General features: G+C 57.8%; 13 protein-coding genes and 2 pseudogenes. 9 read left to right on the top strand and 6 right to left on the bottom strand.

What is annotated here, in order from left to right; all coding sequences use genetic code 11:
- The first annotated feature begins 52 nt into the window (after positions 1–52).
- The 6 genes from ACNJX9_RS34855 to ACNJX9_RS34830 all read left to right on the top strand — a co-directional run bounded on the left by ACNJX9_RS34855 (position 53) and on the right by ACNJX9_RS34830 (position 5,093).
- Entirely contained in the window at positions 53–1,114 is a 1,062-nt protein-coding gene (locus ACNJX9_RS34855; protein WP_439406577.1) for a polyamine ABC transporter substrate-binding protein, read from the top strand.
- Between the two features lie 205 nt (positions 1,115–1,319).
- Positions 1,320–1,493 carry a hypothetical protein gene (locus tag ACNJX9_RS34850; protein ID WP_439406575.1) on the top strand — a complete coding sequence of 58 codons (174 nt, stop codon included), beginning with the start codon at positions 1,320–1,322 and terminating at the stop codon, positions 1,491–1,493.
- Positions 1,494–1,511: 18 nt separating this feature from the next.
- Entirely contained in the window at positions 1,512–2,525 is a 1,014-nt protein-coding gene (locus ACNJX9_RS34845; RefSeq protein ID WP_439406573.1) for a sterol desaturase family protein, read from the top strand.
- Positions 2,526–2,640: 115 nt separating this feature from the next.
- On the top strand, positions 2,641–2,961 hold the full coding sequence (locus ACNJX9_RS34840; protein ID WP_439406572.1) for a Rieske 2Fe-2S domain-containing protein: 321 nt from the start codon (positions 2,641–2,643) through the stop codon (positions 2,959–2,961).
- 24 nt (positions 2,962–2,985) lie between these two features.
- The gene (locus ACNJX9_RS34835; protein WP_439406571.1) at positions 2,986–3,861 is read left to right on the top strand and encodes a sugar phosphate isomerase/epimerase family protein; all 876 of its coding nucleotides are present in this window, start codon (positions 2,986–2,988) and stop codon (positions 3,859–3,861) included.
- 14 nt (positions 3,862–3,875) lie between these two features.
- The gene (locus ACNJX9_RS34830; protein WP_439406569.1) at positions 3,876–5,093 is read left to right on the top strand and encodes an NAD(P)/FAD-dependent oxidoreductase; all 1,218 of its coding nucleotides are present in this window, start codon (positions 3,876–3,878) and stop codon (positions 5,091–5,093) included.
- A 17-nt stretch (positions 5,094–5,110) separates the two neighbouring features.
- On the opposite strand, the pseudogene ACNJX9_RS34825 reads toward ACNJX9_RS34830, so the two are convergent.
- Positions 5,111–6,213 (bottom strand): annotated as a pseudogene (locus ACNJX9_RS34825) (IS630 family transposase).
- Positions 6,214–6,597: 384 nt separating this feature from the next.
- On the opposite strand from ACNJX9_RS34825, the pseudogene ACNJX9_RS34820 reads away from it, so the two are divergent.
- Positions 6,598–7,809, top strand: a pseudogene (locus ACNJX9_RS34820) (IS3 family transposase).
- 340 nt (positions 7,810–8,149) lie between these two features.
- Here the strand turns inward: ACNJX9_RS34820 and ACNJX9_RS34815 are convergent.
- The 5 genes from ACNJX9_RS34815 to ACNJX9_RS34795 are packed head-to-tail and all read right to left on the bottom strand — an operon-like array spanning position 8,150 to position 13,823.
- Positions 8,150–9,982 (bottom strand): phosphoenolpyruvate hydrolase family protein, encoded by a 1,833-nt coding sequence (locus ACNJX9_RS34815; RefSeq protein ID WP_439406568.1) that lies wholly within the window; start codon positions 9,980–9,982, stop codon positions 8,150–8,152.
- 42 nt (positions 9,983–10,024) lie between these two features.
- Positions 10,025–11,089 (bottom strand): Gfo/Idh/MocA family protein, encoded by a 1,065-nt coding sequence (locus ACNJX9_RS34810; protein ID WP_439406567.1) that lies wholly within the window; start codon positions 11,087–11,089, stop codon positions 10,025–10,027.
- A 26-nt stretch (positions 11,090–11,115) separates the two neighbouring features.
- The gene (locus ACNJX9_RS34805) at positions 11,116–11,745 is read right to left on the bottom strand and encodes a cupin domain-containing protein (RefSeq protein WP_439406565.1); all 630 of its coding nucleotides are present in this window, start codon (positions 11,743–11,745) and stop codon (positions 11,116–11,118) included.
- 21 nt (positions 11,746–11,766) lie between these two features.
- Positions 11,767–12,624, bottom strand: a complete 858-nt coding sequence (locus ACNJX9_RS34800; protein WP_439406564.1) for a phosphoenolpyruvate hydrolase family protein — start codon at positions 12,622–12,624, stop codon at positions 11,767–11,769.
- The gene (locus tag ACNJX9_RS34795) at positions 12,621–13,823 is read right to left on the bottom strand and encodes a Tm-1-like ATP-binding domain-containing protein (protein ID WP_439406562.1); all 1,203 of its coding nucleotides are present in this window, start codon (positions 13,821–13,823) and stop codon (positions 12,621–12,623) included. The genes ACNJX9_RS34800 and ACNJX9_RS34795 overlap by 4 nt, the downstream gene beginning before the upstream one ends.
- Before the next feature lie 133 nt (positions 13,824–13,956).
- Between ACNJX9_RS34795 and ACNJX9_RS34790 the strand changes: the two genes are divergently transcribed.
- Both ACNJX9_RS34790 and ACNJX9_RS34785 read left to right on the top strand, forming a co-directional pair.
- A complete protein-coding gene (locus ACNJX9_RS34790) occupies positions 13,957–14,547 on the top strand; it encodes a phosphoenolpyruvate hydrolase family protein (protein WP_439406561.1) in 591 nt (196 codons plus the stop codon).
- A 696-nt stretch (positions 14,548–15,243) separates the two neighbouring features.
- On the top strand, positions 15,244–16,305 hold the full coding sequence (locus ACNJX9_RS34785; RefSeq protein ID WP_439406560.1) for an ABC transporter substrate-binding protein: 1,062 nt from the start codon (positions 15,244–15,246) through the stop codon (positions 16,303–16,305).
- Positions 16,306–16,311 lie beyond the last annotated feature (6 nt).

The raw sequence follows: 16,311 nt of genomic DNA, 5'->3' as shown, positions 1-16,311 counted from the left end.
GGCAGCGGAAGCGGACCTGCCATCATTGATCAATAAAACGAGGAAACAGTCCATGAGCAAAACAGTTTCAAGAGCGTCACGTCGCTCCTTCATGGCCGCGGCAGCCGGCGTCCTTGCGGCGCCAATGGTAATCAGGGCCTCGCGCGCCGCGGCCAAGGAGAACTCCGTGACGGTCACTGCGTATGGCGGGAGCATTCAAGAGATCCTGGTCAAGACTGTGACCAATCCCTTCACCGAGGAAACAGGAATCAAGGTCAACCTCATTCCTACTCCTGACCTCGCGAAATTGAAGGCTCAGCAACTCATCGGCAATGTCGAAATGGACGTGTTTGTCACCTCAGCTGTGGGGGCGGCGTTCGGATCCAAGGAGGGTTTTTGGGAGAAACTGGATCTTTCGATGGTTGATGTCGATGATATGCCGATTCCACCGGCGAGTGATAGCATCACGTTGAACTCCTATGCGGGCGGCGTAGGATGGGATCCGGCGAAATACGGGGCAGGAAAGCATCCGACGAATTTTGCCGAATATTTCGACCTGAAGAAGTTTCCCGGACGCCGCACCCTACGCAACCAACCCAACGAGACGCTTGAAATTGCGCTTCTCGCCGATGGCGTGCCGCCAAAGGAGATCTATCCCCTGGATATCGATCGCGCATTCAAGGTGCTCGATCGGATCAAACCAAGTATCGCCTCCTGGCTCAATACGAGTACTCAAACAATCTCCCTTCTGCAGACTGGCGAAGTCGATTTCAGCTATACCTACGCCAATCGCGTCAAAGCGACGAATGAGCCGGGCGGCGGAAAACCTTTGGCCTTGTCACTTGAGCAGAACCTGTTCGGTACCAACGTAAACGCGATTCCGAAGGGTGCACCGAACAAGGAGCACGCGATGAAGCTCGTCGCTTACTTCATGCGCCCGGAAGTTCAGGCGCGGCTATGCGAGGCGGCATCCTTCACCCCAAATTCTAAGAAGGGATTTTCGATGTTGTCGGCCGAGGCACGCAAATGGCTGCCTGATTTCAGAAATCCCAATCACCTCGTTCAGGACGGCGCGTATTGGACAGAAAATCTGGAGGTGGTATCTCGCCGGTTCAAAGAATGGGTCCTGACCTGATTGGTTCGTGGCCCTGGGACGGACCTGTGGCCGCTTCGAGTCAGCATCCCACTCAAGGCTCAGAGATACTCATGATTCGTAACATTCGAGCGGAGGCCTATGTTCATATTGTCGGGGTTGTCCGGCCAGCGGACATGGCAGCGTAGGGGAGGCGCCTTACTTGCCTTGCGGCCGCCAGCACTTGCGCTGGAGCTCACGCACCAGGATGAGCATGATCGCCGAACTGCTGGCCAGCCAATTTGACTATATGAACGGTCGGTCTCAGCATCAAGAAGCCAGCCGCAAGGCATCGTGTCTCGCCCCTACTACGCAGGGCGGGCTGTACGTACCCCTGGCCAATCCGAATCCCTGCCCCCAGCGCGCTTATCCGGGCTGCTGAGACACAATGGAGAGAGACGTGGACGAGACCCTATATGGTACACGTGATAAACGAGGAAACTGGCAGCCCCACATGCGGCCGACGCGGGCGCCGGTCTTCGTCTGGCCGGTCCAGCCAAAGAAATTTTTGATTTGGCTGTTCGGTTTTCCGGGATATCTGTGGCCCTGGAACGCGCTCTATTTTGCGATCTCGCTTATCGCCTGGCTGTACCTGACGCCTTCGCTGGAAACGATGCGGGATTTCGGCGTTGGTTGGGTTTCGCTCGTTCTGCTGCGCAATACTGCGCTGGCGCTCGTCGTCTATGGCGGCTTGCATACCGTGCTTTACATCCAGCGTCGCCAGCAGACTGACTTTAAATATAATGCCAAGTGGCCAGACACCGACAATTCGACGTTCCTGTTCGGAAGCCAAACCGCGGAGAATGTGTTCTGGACGATGTGCAGCGGTGTGCCGGTGTGGACGGCGTATGAGGTGTTTACTTGGTGGATGTTCGCCAACGACTACATCCCCTGCGTCCATTTCCGCGAACAGCCACTCTATTTCATCGCACTGATGGTGCTAGTGCCGATTTGGCGTGCTTTGCACTTCTATGCGATCCATCGCTTGATTCATATGGGACCGCTGTACCACATTATCCACAAGGTGCATCACAACAACGTCAATCCGGGTCCCTGGTCTGGCCTGTCGATGCACACGTATGAACACATCGTTTACTTCTCCGGCGTGCTCATCCACTTCGTCGTTCCGTCGCACCCGATGCACGCAATGTTTCAGCTCATGCATACTGCGCTGACGCCAGCGCAGTCCCATTCCGGCTTCGAGCGTTTTGTCACCGGAGATGAGAAGTCCATCCGCAGCGGAGACTATTTTCATTACCTGCACCACAAGTATTTTGAGGTGAACTACGGCAATAATCTGGTGATCCCGCTGGACGAGTGGTTCGGCTCGGCGCATGACGGTTCGCCCGAAGCTGACCAGGCGATGTACAAACGGATCAAAGCCAAGAAATACGTGCGCGGCGGGTTGCATTGATGGTCAGGAAGCTGGACGACGCGCCCCAACCCACACCCGCTGGTTGGACCTTGGCCTTTCTGAGCCTCACCCTGGACGCTGCCGCTACCGTCAGCCAGAATCAGAGGACACCACATTGACGGCTGCAGGGGAGTGGGTGGCAGCTTGCGCTGCCGATGCATTGGAGCCCGAAGAGGCGCTCCGCTTTGACCATCAAGAGCGCACGTTTGTGATTGCTCGCTCGCCCGAGGGCGAGTACTACGCGATCGACGGCCACTGCTCCCACGAGAAAGTCCATCTCGCGGACGGCATTGTCGATGGCCATATTATCGAGTGCCCTAAACACTTCGGAAGCTTCGATTATCGGACGGGTGAGGCACGCACGCCGCCCGCATGCATCGACCTGCGCCGCTACGAGGTCAAGATCGAAGGCGACATCGTCTTCATCAAAATTTGAGCCGGGCCAGCGTCAGGAGATAGCATGTCAAAGCAGGGCTTGATTATCCTGCAGTCACTCTGGGCGATGGAGCGGCGCCATCCCGACGGGATCGAGCGGTCTGTCGAGCATAACCTGACCGCGATCAAGGAAGCGGGGTTCGACGGCATAAGCATGTCCTGTACCGATCCCGCAAGTGTCGCCCTGACTGCGCGTGCCCTGGCTGGCACCGGACTAGCGGTGGAGGCTATGTGCTTCCCGCAGACAATCGATGACCTGAAAGCCGCGATTGACCTCGGCGGGCAACTAGGTGCCTTGCATCTCAATGTCCAGGCAGACGTTCGCCCGCGCCGCGTCGCGGACTGCATCCCGCTGCTAGAAGGCTGGATCAGGGTGGCACAGCAAGCCGGCTTGCCGATCTATTTTGAGACGCATCGCAACAGGATGACGACAGACCTCTTGTTTACACTCGATCTCATTGATCAGGTCCCTGAGATGCGCATGCTGGCGGACCTCTCGCACGTCCTGGTAGGCCGTGAATTCTGGTATCCGATCTCTGATGAGGACGAAGCGCTGGTTCGGCAAGTCCTGGACCGCACATGGGCATTTCACGGCCGTGTCGCTTCCCGCGAACAGATACAGATTGAAATAAAGTTCCCGCAGCATAAGATTTGGCTCGACCTGTTCCTACGCTGGTGGGAATACGGCTTCAGAAGCTGGCGAAAGCGCGCAGGTGCGGATGCGCTTCTTCCTTTCGTATGCGAACTTGGTCCGAGGCCTTATGCCATTACAGATCGCGAGGACAACGACACTACCGACCGCTGGGAGGAGGCTCTGTTGATCAAGTCTTTAGTGCGCGACCTATTCGAGAGCACAGCAGTCGACGCGCAACCTTCTCCTGAACGTGGTTCGGTCGCTTGAGGGAGAAACCGGCGATGGTGGTCGTCGGAGCGGGCGAGGCCGGCACCGCTGCCGCGATCGCCTTGCGCGACGGTGGCTGGACGGGCTCAGTCGTTCTGATCGGCAATGAAGCCATGCTGCCATATGAGCGGCCGCCCTTGTCCAAGGCGGTCCTGAGCGAGGAGACGTTGCCTGGGCCTAAGCTGCTTGCCACGCCGGAGCGCCTTAAGAAGTTGGGAATCGACTATCTCGAAGGGCGAAACGTTGAATCGATTGATCGCGCAGCACACACGGTAGCATTCTCGGACGGCGCACAGCTGGCTTACCAACGACTGCTGCTGGCCACCGGCGCCCGGCCCCGAAAATTGAGCATTCCGGCCGCCGTAGGAAGCAGGATAGCGACGCTGCGTACGTATGCCGACGCGTTGGCTATCCGCCAGTTCATTAGTCCAGGGTGCGAGCTGGTTGTCATCGGTGGCGGCTTCATCGGGCTCGAAGTTGCCGCGAGCGCGGTGTCGAGAGGCGCCTCGGTGACCGTGATCGAGGCCGGCCCCCGGCTGCTGACGCGGGCAGTTTCGGCGCCCATTGCCGAACTCGTCAAAGCCAAGCACGAGCGTTCCGGTGTGCGCATCGAGACCGGCGCCACGGTCGAGCATATCGACGCGAAGGAAGGACGCTCCAAGGTCGTGCTAGCGGACGGCCGTACGCATCTTGCTGATCTAGTGCTCGTTGGGGTCGGCGTCGTGCCGAACGTCGAACTCGCGCAGGCGGCGGGATTGGCTGTCGACAACGGCATCGTGTTGGACGAGACGCTGGCTAGCTCGGATCCGCACATCTTCGCGGCGGGCGACTGCTGCTCGTTCCCGCATCGCCTCTATGGCGAGCGGATCAGGCTGGAGGCATGGCGCAACGCGCAGCGACAGGGCGCGGCCGCTGCAGCCAACATGTTGGGCGCGAACCGCCCCTTCGAAGACGTGCCGTGGTTCTGGTCGGATCAATACGACCAGACGCTCCAAATCGCCGGTCTCAGTCGTGAAGAAGACGTCCCAGTAGCAAGAAACCTCGGCGCGAAGGGTCAGATCTTGTTTTACCTCGCGCCCTACGGACGGCTCGTCGCGGCATGCGGCTTCGGCAGCTTGGGCGCGATTGCGAAGGAAATACGTTTCGCAGAGATGATGATCGGCCGACGGCTTGCGCCCAAGCCTGAGGTGCTCGCGGACCCGGCAGTCAACATAAAATCTTTACTGGTTTAGGATCTAGTCACGTGAATCTAAAGTTCGCCACATAAAGTCTGCTGGGCTTTGTGGCAGAAGCGTTTGACGGAAGCCAAGATCTGGTCTGCGGACTTGGTCCATTTGAAGGGCTTCGGGTTGTTGTTGTGCAGTTCGATGAAGGTACGGATGTCGGCCTCGAGCTGCCTGACGGAGGTGTGAACACCTCGCTGGATCTGCTTTCTGGTGAGCTCAGCGAACCAGCGCTCGATCTGATTGATTCATGACGCGGAAGTCGGCGTGAAGTGGACATGATAGTGCGGCCGGCGAGCGAGCCACGCTTTGATCTTGGGTGTCTTGTGGGTGGCGTAGTTGTCCATGACGATATGGACAGCGAGCCCCTCAGGGATTTGAGCGTCGATCTCTTTGAGGAACTTCAAGAACTCGACCGCCCGATGGCGCTTGTAGCATTTGCCAATGATAAAGCCGGAAGCGACATCGAGCGCGGCAAACAGCGTGGTCGTACCATGCCGCACATAGCTGTGCGTGCGACGTTCCGGCACCCCAGGCATCATCGGCAAGACCGGCTGCTCGCGATCGAGTGCCTGGATCTGGCTTTTCTCATCGACACTGAGGACAACGGCTCGGTTCGGTGGGGACAGGTAAAGCCCAACAAAATCGCGCACCTTATCGACGAATAGCGGATCGCTCGACAGTTTAAATGTCTGGCTGCGGTGCGGCTGCAAGCCGAACGCCGTCCACATTCGGCGGATCGTGGTGTGAGAAAAGCCAGTTTCCGCAGCCATCGAGCGGATCGACCAGTGCGTCGCGTCGGGCGGCGTCGTACGCAATGTCCGCTCGATTACCTCAGCAATCTGATCGTCGTCGATGGTTCGAGGGCGGCCAGGGCGGGCTTCGTCAAGCAGGCCATCACAGCGATCCTTCAAGAATCGGCGGCGCCACTTGCCAACGGTGTGTTCATGGATGCCAAGTTCGGCAGCCACAGACTTGCTTGGCAGACCATCTGCACACCGCAGGATCGCGCGGCACCGCTCAGATAGCGATCGGGCTACACGATGACGACGAACTCCAAGTACGCCCGCTCCTGCGGACTCAGCACCAACGGCGCAATCGGCCGGCCTCTTACACCTGCATTCGCCACAAGCGCTCTCCTCTCTAGAGATTCGAGCAATCAACTAATGCGACGAATTTGCGTTCCAGATGACTAGTTCCGCGCTGCTGAGCGGGCTGCAACGAAGAAATCCCCCGGCTGGCTAGGAGTAGAAGCATCCGCAGTCGGCCGCGGATTCTCTGCTTGTACGAGCGGTGACGGCAAATCGAGCGATTGGGTCCAGGATCGCGTCGATCGGCATTCTGCCGCTACCCGCATCGCAGCTACGTCGCCGCGATCGTCGCCGTCCGCGCAATTGGATCCGCCCGCTGCTGGCCCTCGATGCCGATGCTTTCAACCACTGAAATGGACCCCGATTTTGGGACCACGTGCTTAGTTGGAAGGGGCTGCTCTGTTTGATAGACGGAGCGCATGATGACGACGAAGACGAGACGCAAGATCGACGCGGCACTGAAGGCAAAGATCGCTCTGGAAGCCGTGCGGGAGCAGGCGACGGTGGCCGATCTGGCCCAGCGCTATGAGGTTCACCCGAACCAGATCTATGCCTGGAAGAAGCAACTGCTGGACCAGGCGGCCCGGGCCTTTGACGCGGGTGTCGGGCGGGAGAGCGAGGACGCTCGCGAACGCGAGATCGAGAAGCTGCACGCCAAGATTGGACAACTGACAGTCGAGCGCGATTTTTTAGCGCGGAGGTCCGGAAGATGAGCACGCCGGACCGTCGAGGAATGCTCGATCGCGCCGACATGGCGCTGTCGATCCGCCGGCAATGCATGTTGCTTGGCATCGCGCTCTGGGGTATACCGGCCGCCACGGCCAGCCAACGACAACGACCTTGCCCTGATGCGGCGCCTCGACGAGTTGTTCACCGCCTGGCCGTTCCTGGGCTCGCGGCGAATGACCGCGATGCTGAAGGCTGAGGGGCTTCCCGTAAATCGCAAGCGCGTGCAGCGGTTGATGCGCAAGATGGGCATCGCGGCGCTGGGACCAAGGCCGAACACGACGAGGCCGGCGCCGGGCCACAAGATCTATCCCTACCTGTTGCGCAACATGACGATCGACCGGCCAAACCAGGTATGGGCGGCCGACATCACGTATCTGCCCATCGGCCGCGGCTTTCTTTATCTCGTCGCCATCATCGACTGGGCGAGCCGTGCGGTTCTGGCGTGGCGGTTGTCGAACACGATGGACGTCTCGTTCTGCGTGGCGGCTCTGGACGAGGCGCTGGCGAAGTACGGCACGCCGGAGATTTTCAACACCGACCAGGGCAGCCAGTTCACCAGTGCGGCCTTCACCGGCGCGTTGGCGGGCGCAAAGATCAAGATCTCCATGGATGGCCGCGGTCGTTGGATGGACAACGTCTTCATCGAGCGACTGTGGCGGTCGCTCAAGCATGAGGATATCTATCTCAAGGGCTATGCCGACGGCCGCGAGGCCAAGGCAGGGATCGCGAGCTGGATCGCCTTCTACAACGATCGCCGCCTTCATCAGGCGCACGGCTATCGCACGCCGATGGCGGTCTGGCGAGAACGGATGCAGGCCGCGAAGGCTGTGGACATGGTGGACAACGCTGACGCGTTGACCACATGCCCACAGCAACTGCAGCAGACAGAGTCTCTGGCAGCGTGATAGAAAGGGATCAGGAGCGGTCAGTTTCCAACTAACAAACCGGTTCAAGCGGTCCCACTCCGCGGGTCCATTTCACGACCAACAGACTTGGCGCGCGTAGTATCGTAAGGATTGCATTTTTCGGTGACGGAAAGGACCCTTTGGATGTCACCAGGACCGGACGGTCGATGAGGATTGGATGCGCGAACATCTGAATTACTTCGCTCAATCGGATCTCGAGGAGGCTGCCCGGCTGAAAGCGCGAAGCAAAATCAGGATGAGTTCATGTTAGAATCGATTTGGGACTCAACAACCTAGAATTCAGCCGATAGCCCGTCTGGAGAAGTTTGATCGCTCAAGCTTACAGGTTTGTACCCGGCTGCAATGGGAGAAGCGCGTAACCTCGCATTTTATTGTAGAGGGTTTTGCGAGATATGCCAAGATAGCGCGCAGTTTCCCCGCGACGGAAGCGATGACGCTGCAAGGCGTCGAGGATCCATTCCCGTTCGTCTTCCGGGTGGGGCTTCGGCGCGGTCAAGCGACCCAGGGGAGGCAGATGCTCTGCTTTGATCCAGTCGCCTTCGCAATTCATGGCAGCGGTCTCCAGCGCAGAGCGCAACTCTCGGATATTGCCGGGCCAATCGTATGTGATGAGAATGCGATATGCTGCGTGGTCAACTGTTAACTTTCGACCGCTACGACCCTTTCGGAGCCCTTCGAGGAAGTGATCTGCGAGAAGTGGCAGGTCTTCGAGCCGGTCGCGCAGGTTAGGAAGAAAAATGTGGCCAGGGGCCAAACGCGACTCTAGCGAGGCCGTCAGTAGCCTGGCGTTGCTCAATTGGGACAGAGGTCGCGTCGCGGTCAAGATTAGCCGCCCCTCGAAGCTGCCCTTCTCGTTATCCCCCAACCGCCGATAAACACCTGATTCGATGACCTCTAGCAGCCGTTCCTGGGCATCTACGCAGAGGCGTTGGACATTCTCGATCAGCAGCGTCCCTTTGGGATAGTACTGTAGCAGCCCGAGCACCTTTTTGCCGCCGTCGTAGGGGGCGAAGCCGAACAGCGAAACTCCACTGGGATCTGCGGAGCTTTCACTGACTAACTTGCTCGTCGAGCGGTTCGCCGCCTCATGAATGCCTCGGGCCAGCAGCTTCTTGCCGGTTCCAGTTTCCCCTGTGATCAAAAGCGGCAGCGAAGAGGCCGCAAGTTTGTCGATTCGCTGCTTGATCTGCTGGATCGACGGTGATCGTCCCACGATCGAGTATTCGCGCTGCACATACTCGAGCTGGCGCTCCAGCTCATCGATCCGCCTCTGCAATATGCCTACTGATTTGAATGCCGATGTAACCTCCTCCATGGAGGTCTCGAGAGGCACTCGGTCGATCGTAGAGCCGCCTATGTAACCGTCCGCCTTGGAAACTGCCGAAACCTCGTACATTTGTTCGGGACTAACGATCGGGCCACCTTCCAAGACGCAGAGCGCATTCGCCGAAATGTCCCTTATCTGACGAAAGACTATCTTGGCATACTCAGCCGCTTGCGTGAGGCTGAGGCCGGTGCGGCTGCCCACAGTACCTCCGACGTTCCATCCGAGATTGAGGTTGATTATGTCCACGCCAGCCCGCGCAGCCTGTTTGGCCTCTGATGTTGTTCGAACATAGGCAAGAGTTGCCATGTCTCTTTTCTGAACGGCACGGAGCATCTCAAGCTCACGCTGGAAGCCCAGCCCAGCGTTCTCGATGTCGGCCCGAAAACGACCATCTAGGAAGACGGAGGTGGGGAAGTTTACGACGCCTCCAAAGCCCGCATCGGCAATTCGCTCCAATTCAGCTTCTAGCGAACGCCGGGGGTCGAAAACACAGGCCCCAAAGAAGACCGGGACCTTGGCGAACGGCAGAATTTCTGACTGCGCGAAATCCATCACGAAGTCGTTGCTGTGGCGCAAAGCGAGCAGGGAAAAGATCGAGGGGGCGCCCATGCTACGCAAACGACCAGCGTTCAGCGCAAGGATAAAGTCTGCACCCCCGCGCGAGGCCGCCTGAACGGCCAACCCGGTACCGATAGCTGCGCCCACCAGAGTAGCGTTTGGCTTGCTGAGCGTGGCTTTAAGGGTCGCAACGATCTCTGACCTCGCGCGTAGGGGCGCCGAGGTCTCGGGAGGTGGTTGCCCTGGATGCAAGATCAGATCAGCCATTAGACCAATCTTACGCCTGACTTTATTGAAATTGGAGTGCCTTTACCGAAAGGATCGGAGAAATTCTTGTACTTTGACAGGTTGTCCGAGCCGTGCACTTTCAATGGCGGAGAACACCATCGCCACAGACTGGAGATTGTCCTCGACGTTAGTAGCCATCGGCGGACCGCCGTCGAGCCAGTGGCAGAATTGCTCGATTAAAAGTGAATTCTGCCACTTTTTTCCACCGAGCAGCGTCACCTGCTGGCCTTTCCCGTGCCGGCTTCTTTGGTGAATTCGCTTCGGATCCCGATGGAATACCTCGATCTCGCGATGGTCAAGAATAGCCGCACCGGATGCCGCTTCTACCCGAAAATATTCAAACGTCCATTCGTTCAGTCCCGTCGATTGTGTTGCCGATCCTTCGTAGACTCCATGCGCGCCATTGGCGAAATCCATCAATACTATGACGTCGGTATCGCCCTTGTATTCCGCCCATTTGGGTTTCCAGCTACGGGCAAAAATAGACGTGCAGGGTGCCCCCGCCAGATCGGCCATGATATCGAGGTGATGTACCGCACCCTCGATCAGCATGGGAGAAGCCATTTCATGGCGAAAGCGCCTCCACGAATCATAAACCCGGTAGTCCCCGGCGAACCGACATGACACCGTATTGACTGGGCCAAGAGCCTCTCCACTGACGAGCCCTCTCAGTGTCGATTTATCCTGATCGAACCGATGGCTCATCGTTACGCCCATCTTGCGACCGGCCGCTTTCGCTTTATCAGCGATCCGGACGGAAGCCTCCATCGTGTCGGCGATCGGCTTCTCCGACAGAATATGCATGCCTCGAGCAAGCGCTAGATCGACAATGGATTCGTGCAGAGCAGGCGGGATCACGATGGTACAAAAGTCAGCATCCACTGCTTCGAAAGCCTCTCGTGCCGAGGTGAAACACTGCTCCGTTTTCAGACCAAGGTGCCTCCGGCCCATTTCAAGCGCTTTGGCCTCAATATCCACCAGTCCGACTACCTCGATCGTCCCGTCCGTCACGTTTGACGGCAGGAATGTATTGCACCAGCGCTCTCCAAAGCCGCCGGCGCCAATGTGCAGGACCTGATGGGTCATGAATCTTTCCTCTTAATAGAGTGGACCTACACGCGCTCCGCGCGAACGTCAGCAGGTCCGTGCTTATATTCCCAAAGGTGTCCAAACCGCTTCTTGCCTTCGAGAGTGGTCTCGAAATATGCGGCCTTAATATCGGACCGAACCTGAGGAAGATCGTGGTGGTGCCCCATCCCGATGGCAACACAATCCCCGCCCTCGACTTCGAAGCTGCGCGATCCGACAACAACGGTGCCCGCACCCTCGATGATAACCCAATATTCGTCACAGTCGTGATAATGCGAGTCGAAGTTGGTCGACTTGGGATAGCTAACCGGGTCCCCCTTTACCGCAATTGGGGTACTCGGAGTGAGCCTGAAAACGCCGCATCCCCCTAGCTCGCTGCCCCACCTGCCCGAAAGAATGAGAATCTGCGCGGGGCGGTGGCCGGGGTCAGCAATAAAGGGGCCGTTGGCTTCATCCATGTCCCAAAACTGACCTTCAGCGAGCACTTGCGTTCCCTTCGCGCTCGACAATTGGCACGATCCGCGCGTGACAAGTAGACGCTGCTTTTTGGCAACGACCGGTATTGTACGGGGTTGCTCAGTGAGTTCGACAAACTCGAACCCCATGAGTTCGCACCAGGACGGCGGCTGTTCACCACTTTTGAAGATAGACATAATGTTCCCTACATTCTGCGATTATGCTGTTTGGCGACGGATCGCCTTAAAGGCGAGCGATTGAGATTTGATGGCGTCCTCGGTGGGCAGCCGTTCCATGCTGCTTGCTCCATAGAACCCGTGACAGCGGGGGCAGACATCGAGAATGAAGCGGGCATCTTCCGGATTTGCAATCGGGCCACCATGGCAAAGTATGATGATATCGTCGCGAACCTTTCGAGCTGCCGCGGTGCACTGATCAATCAGGACCGCGCAATCCTGCAACGACTTGCCTGAACGAGCGCCAATTGCACCACCCGTGGTCAGTCCCATATGACACACGAGGATATCGGCTCCCGCTTTTGCCATTGCTGTCGCATCTTCCGGGTTAAACACGTATGGCGTAGTCAACAGATCGAGCTTGTTGGCTTTAGCAATCATTTCGACTTCTTGCGCATAGCTCATTCCGGTCTCTTCGAGGTTTTGGCGGAAGTGCCCATCGATCAGACCGACTGTTGGAAAGTTCTGCACGCCGGCGAACCCGAGTTCCCTCAATTGGCGCAAGAAGCCTGACATGACAACAAACGGATCAGTCCCGTTGACGCCGGCTAGAACCGGGGTGCGACGTACAATGGGCAGGACCTCACGAGCCATTTCGAGAACGATCTCATTGGCGTTTCCGTACGCGAGGAGGCCGGCAAGCGAACCGCGGCCCGCCATGCGATAGCGCCCCGAATTGTATATGACGATGAGATCAATACCGCCGGCTTCTTCGCTCTTGGCAGAGAGGCCGGTACCGGCGCCCCCGCCTATGATCGGCATTCCGGTGCGGATCATCTTTTGGAAACGTTCGATTAGCTCCGAGCGGGTAGGACGTTTGATGCAACTGGCAGTGCTCACGAAAGAACCTCTTGAAAGTTCGCGACAAGTAATTCCGCAAATTGCGGATCGTTTATGTGAAAAGGCACGCGCGACAACTGTCGCTTGTCGGTGCGACGTAGCGTGCGCTCAAGCGCCGAGAACAGGGCGCCATCGGCTTCGGCATCGTGGAAGGGCTGGCCCGGAGCATCGATTGCTGAGATACCTAACTCTGGAATCAGAAAGCGCACCGGTCCGTCACAGAGGTTAAGTCGTTCCCCGATCCATTCGCCAATCCTGTTACACTCATCAGGTGTCGTGCGCATCAGCGTGACCTGAGGATTGTGGACGTGCAGTCGGCGATCGCGAAACTTGCTCGGGACCGTCTCCATCCCTCCGAAATTAACCATGTCAAGTGCGCCACAGGAGCCCACATACGGCAGTCCGGTTCGGGCGAAGGCACCGAAACGGTCGGCTGTGCAGGGGAAAACTCCACCCACGAGGTAGTCACACACTTCCGTAGTGGTCACGTCGATTCCGCCTGCTAGAAGCCCAGAGTCCGCGAGCTTCTCGAACGACTGCCCTCCAGTTCCTGTGGCGTGAAAAACCAGACAGTCGAAGCTTTTCTCCAGCGTTCGGACAACCGCCTGAACACAGGGCGTTGTAACACCAAACATCGTCAGGCCAATTGCTGGCCTGTCGTCGCCGGCAGCATCCACCTTGTTGAGTACCATTCCGGCAATCGAGTAGGCCGCGTTCGCGAGGACCACTCGAGAAATTCGGTTTAAGCCGGACACGTCGGTCACCGAATACATCATGCTGATGTCGGTCGGCCCCACATAAGGCGCGACATTCCCCGAGGCGACGGTCGAGACGAGCACCTTGGGGGTCCCGATGGGGAGCGCGCGCATAGCTGGCGCGATCAAGGCCGTTCCCCCGGAGCCGCCGGCGCCGATGATGCCGTCCACGTCGTGTCGCGATCGGATGAACTCAACAAGCGCCTGCGACATGGTGGCAACTGCCTTGCCGCGGTCCTTGAGCTCCTCGCTCTTTGGCAGATCCGGATGGAAGCGCGCCACCTCCGCCGACTGAACGTCGACATCTTGCGCGTCGATTTGCAGTTCAGACACCGAAGCGTCGACCAGAACCACGCGACAGCCAGCATTTCGAATACAGTCCCGGAGATATCGCAGTTCGACGCCCTTGGTATCGCAGGTACCGACTACATAGACCGTCTTCATCGCCTTTCTCCCAACCGCTGCCGCATCGGGCAGTCCTCTTCCTGAGAAAAGGCTACGTGGCAATTGAGCGACAAAGCAATTGGCGTGGACCGCCTCATTGAGTAGAGTTGGGTAAATAGCTCACAGGTAGGAAGTGCAGCATCTTTCAACTCTTCGACCGGTCAACATCGCAACCGAGCTGGCCACCGTCCCCGACGAAACGCCTGAATCCGTTACGATTTACTGCCCTTCCTGTCGGGGATTGAAGGGCATCTCTTTCGAAAGCGTTGCGTTGCTTCCAATCCACGACGCCAATGGCCGTCTCCTCGCCGAACTGAGGCATAGCATCCATAGTCCCAGGCAAATCTTTGCGGGGATTCTTGCACTCGATCCATTCCGACGTCACGTGGACATCCTGAAGACCCTCGAGAGCGCCGGCTGTTCCGGTATTATTAATTTCCCGAGCGTCACGGCAATCGACGGAGAAATGCGCATAAGCCTCGAGGACCTTGGATACGGCATCACGACCGAAATCGACTTGTTGCGCACAGCGGTTGCTCACGGGTTTCGCGCACTCGCGTTGGTTGACAGTTTTGCCATGGCACAAGAAGCACTTGTCGTTGGCGCAAGCGGCTTGGTGGCCACCCGACACGCAAATGAGGGGGAACTCTCAAAGCTTTCCGAGCTCGCTCGAGAAACGACACTTGGGCTGTTCCGGCTACCTGATGGCGTCGGAGGGGCTTAGGCTTCTCCGTCGGTAATGGGCTTCTGGTTCCGAACTCGAGGAGCCAACTGCACCCAAGGGTCGGATTGAACCAGATTGTCATCCCTGATGAAGGTTAGCCAGAAGGGCATAGTAAGCGCGTCCACTGTGACCAGTTCTGCGTTTCTCAATCAGCGGAGTTAATCCAGCACTGGCGGAACTGCTTCAGGACATCGACAGGGTGAGGGACGATTACTTTTAGTCTCGGCTCACTCGCCAGTTTGCGGCTGCCGCCGACCTTCTTAAACCACATTCTTCACCTTATCCGAACTTCCCGTCCTGATCCCGCCGGTGCGCCCATTTTGCTTTGGCGCAATGCGTAGCAGTTCGGCTTGGCCCCGCGGTCGAAGGTGTCGGGCAGGGCGGCGCCGCAGCAAAAAATCAACTCCTCGGCTAAAAAAATCAACTCCTCGGCTAACATGTCGAGGTCAATATGAGAGATGATCTCCCTAACCGCCGGGCTGCCATATAGGACCTGGCGCCTCCGATAGTGCGCCAGAAGCGTCGCATCAAAGCGTCGGCCGAGTAAGCGCGGACATCTGCACCGCTCGCTCGCAGCCGAGGGCCACGTATATCTAGCGGTCAATTCCGCTCTGGTATTGATCCTTCCGAAATTGGTATTTGTGTCACCGGAAGCGGACCTGTCATCATTCATTAATTAAGACGGGGAAACAGCCCATGAGCAAAATAGTTCCTAGAGTGTCACGTCGCTGCTTCATGGCCGGAACGGCCGGAGTACTCGCGGCGCCAATGGTGCTCCGGGTCCCGCGCGCCGCAGCCAAGTCTGATTCGGTGACGCTCACCGCTTATGGCGGAAGCTTTCAGGAAATCTTGGTCAAGACTGTGACCAACCCCTTCACCGAGGAAACAGGAATTAAGGTCGAGATCGTCCCTACTCCTGACATCGCAAAGTTGAAGGCCCAGCAGCTGACCGGCAATGTCCAGTTGGACCTTTTTTCCGTCTCAGCGCCGGTGGCCGCGTTCGGATCCAAGGCGGGCTTTTGGGACAAGCTGGATCTTACGATGCTTGACGTTAATGATCTAGCGATTCCGCCGACGGACGAGCTTGTCACGAGACATGCGTATGCCTGCGGGATCGGATGGGATCCGGAGAAATATGGGGCAGGGAAGCATCCTGGTAATTTTGCCGAATATTTCGACCTCAAGAAATTCCCGGGGCGCCGCACCTTCCGTAACCAACCCAACGAGACGCTTGAAGCGGCGCTTCTCGCCGATGGTGTGCCGCCAAAAGACATCTACCCATTGGACATCGAGCGTGCATTCAAGGTGCTCGATCGCATTAAGACAAGCATTGCCTCCTGGATCACTGCGACTACTCAAACGATCTCCCTTCTGCAGACAGGTGAAGTCGATTTCAGCTATACGTATGCTAATCGAGTAAAAGCGACGAATGAGCCGGGCGGCGGCAAGCCCTTGGCGTTCTCGTTTGAGCAAAATCTGCTCGGCACTGAAGTGTTCGCAATCCCCAAGGGCGCGCCAAGCAGGGAGAGCGCGATGAAGCTTATCGCCTATTCCATGCGTCCGGAGGCTCAGGCGCGGCTTTACGATGCGGCTTTCCTTGGCCCTAATTCGAAGAAGGCATTTTCGATTATGTCGGCTGAGTCTCGCAAATGGGTGCCTGATTTGGGCAGTCCGAACGGCTTGGTTCTGGATGGCGCGTACTGGACGGATAATCTAGAGGCAGTATCGCGCCGATTCAAAGAATGGGTTCTGTCCTGAGATCGG

It is taken from the genome of Bradyrhizobium sp. BLXBL-03 (assembly GCF_051853015.1).
Lineage (GTDB): Bacteria > Pseudomonadota > Alphaproteobacteria > Rhizobiales > Xanthobacteraceae > Bradyrhizobium > Bradyrhizobium manausense.
This window is presented reverse-complemented; position numbering and strand designations above follow the sequence as displayed.

What these genes read in the sequence shown, in the direction of transcription:
- ACNJX9_RS34850 (WP_439406575.1), top strand. Translation starts at nt 1,320, where the DNA reads ATGAGCATGATCGCCGAACTGCTGGCCAGCCAATTTGACTATATGAAC.
- ACNJX9_RS34785 (WP_439406560.1), top strand. Translation starts at nt 15,244, where the DNA reads ATGAGCAAAATAGTTCCTAGAGTGTCACGTCGCTGCTTCATGGCCGGA.
- ACNJX9_RS34810 (WP_439406567.1), bottom strand. Translation starts at nt 11,089, where the DNA reads ATGACCCATCAGGTCCTGCACATTGGCGCCGGCGGCTTTGGAGAGCGC.
- ACNJX9_RS34855 (WP_439406577.1), top strand. Translation starts at nt 53, where the DNA reads ATGAGCAAAACAGTTTCAAGAGCGTCACGTCGCTCCTTCATGGCCGCG.
- ACNJX9_RS34795 (WP_439406562.1), bottom strand. Translation starts at nt 13,823, where the DNA reads ATGAAGACGGTCTATGTAGTCGGTACCTGCGATACCAAGGGCGTCGAA.
- ACNJX9_RS34830 (WP_439406569.1), top strand. Translation starts at nt 3,876, where the DNA reads ATGGTGGTCGTCGGAGCGGGCGAGGCCGGCACCGCTGCCGCGATCGCC.
- ACNJX9_RS34835 (WP_439406571.1), top strand. Translation starts at nt 2,986, where the DNA reads ATGTCAAAGCAGGGCTTGATTATCCTGCAGTCACTCTGGGCGATGGAG.
- ACNJX9_RS34805 (WP_439406565.1), bottom strand. Translation starts at nt 11,745, where the DNA reads ATGTCTATCTTCAAAAGTGGTGAACAGCCGCCGTCCTGGTGCGAACTC.
- ACNJX9_RS34815 (WP_439406568.1), bottom strand. Translation starts at nt 9,982, where the DNA reads ATGGCTGATCTGATCTTGCATCCAGGGCAACCACCTCCCGAGACCTCG.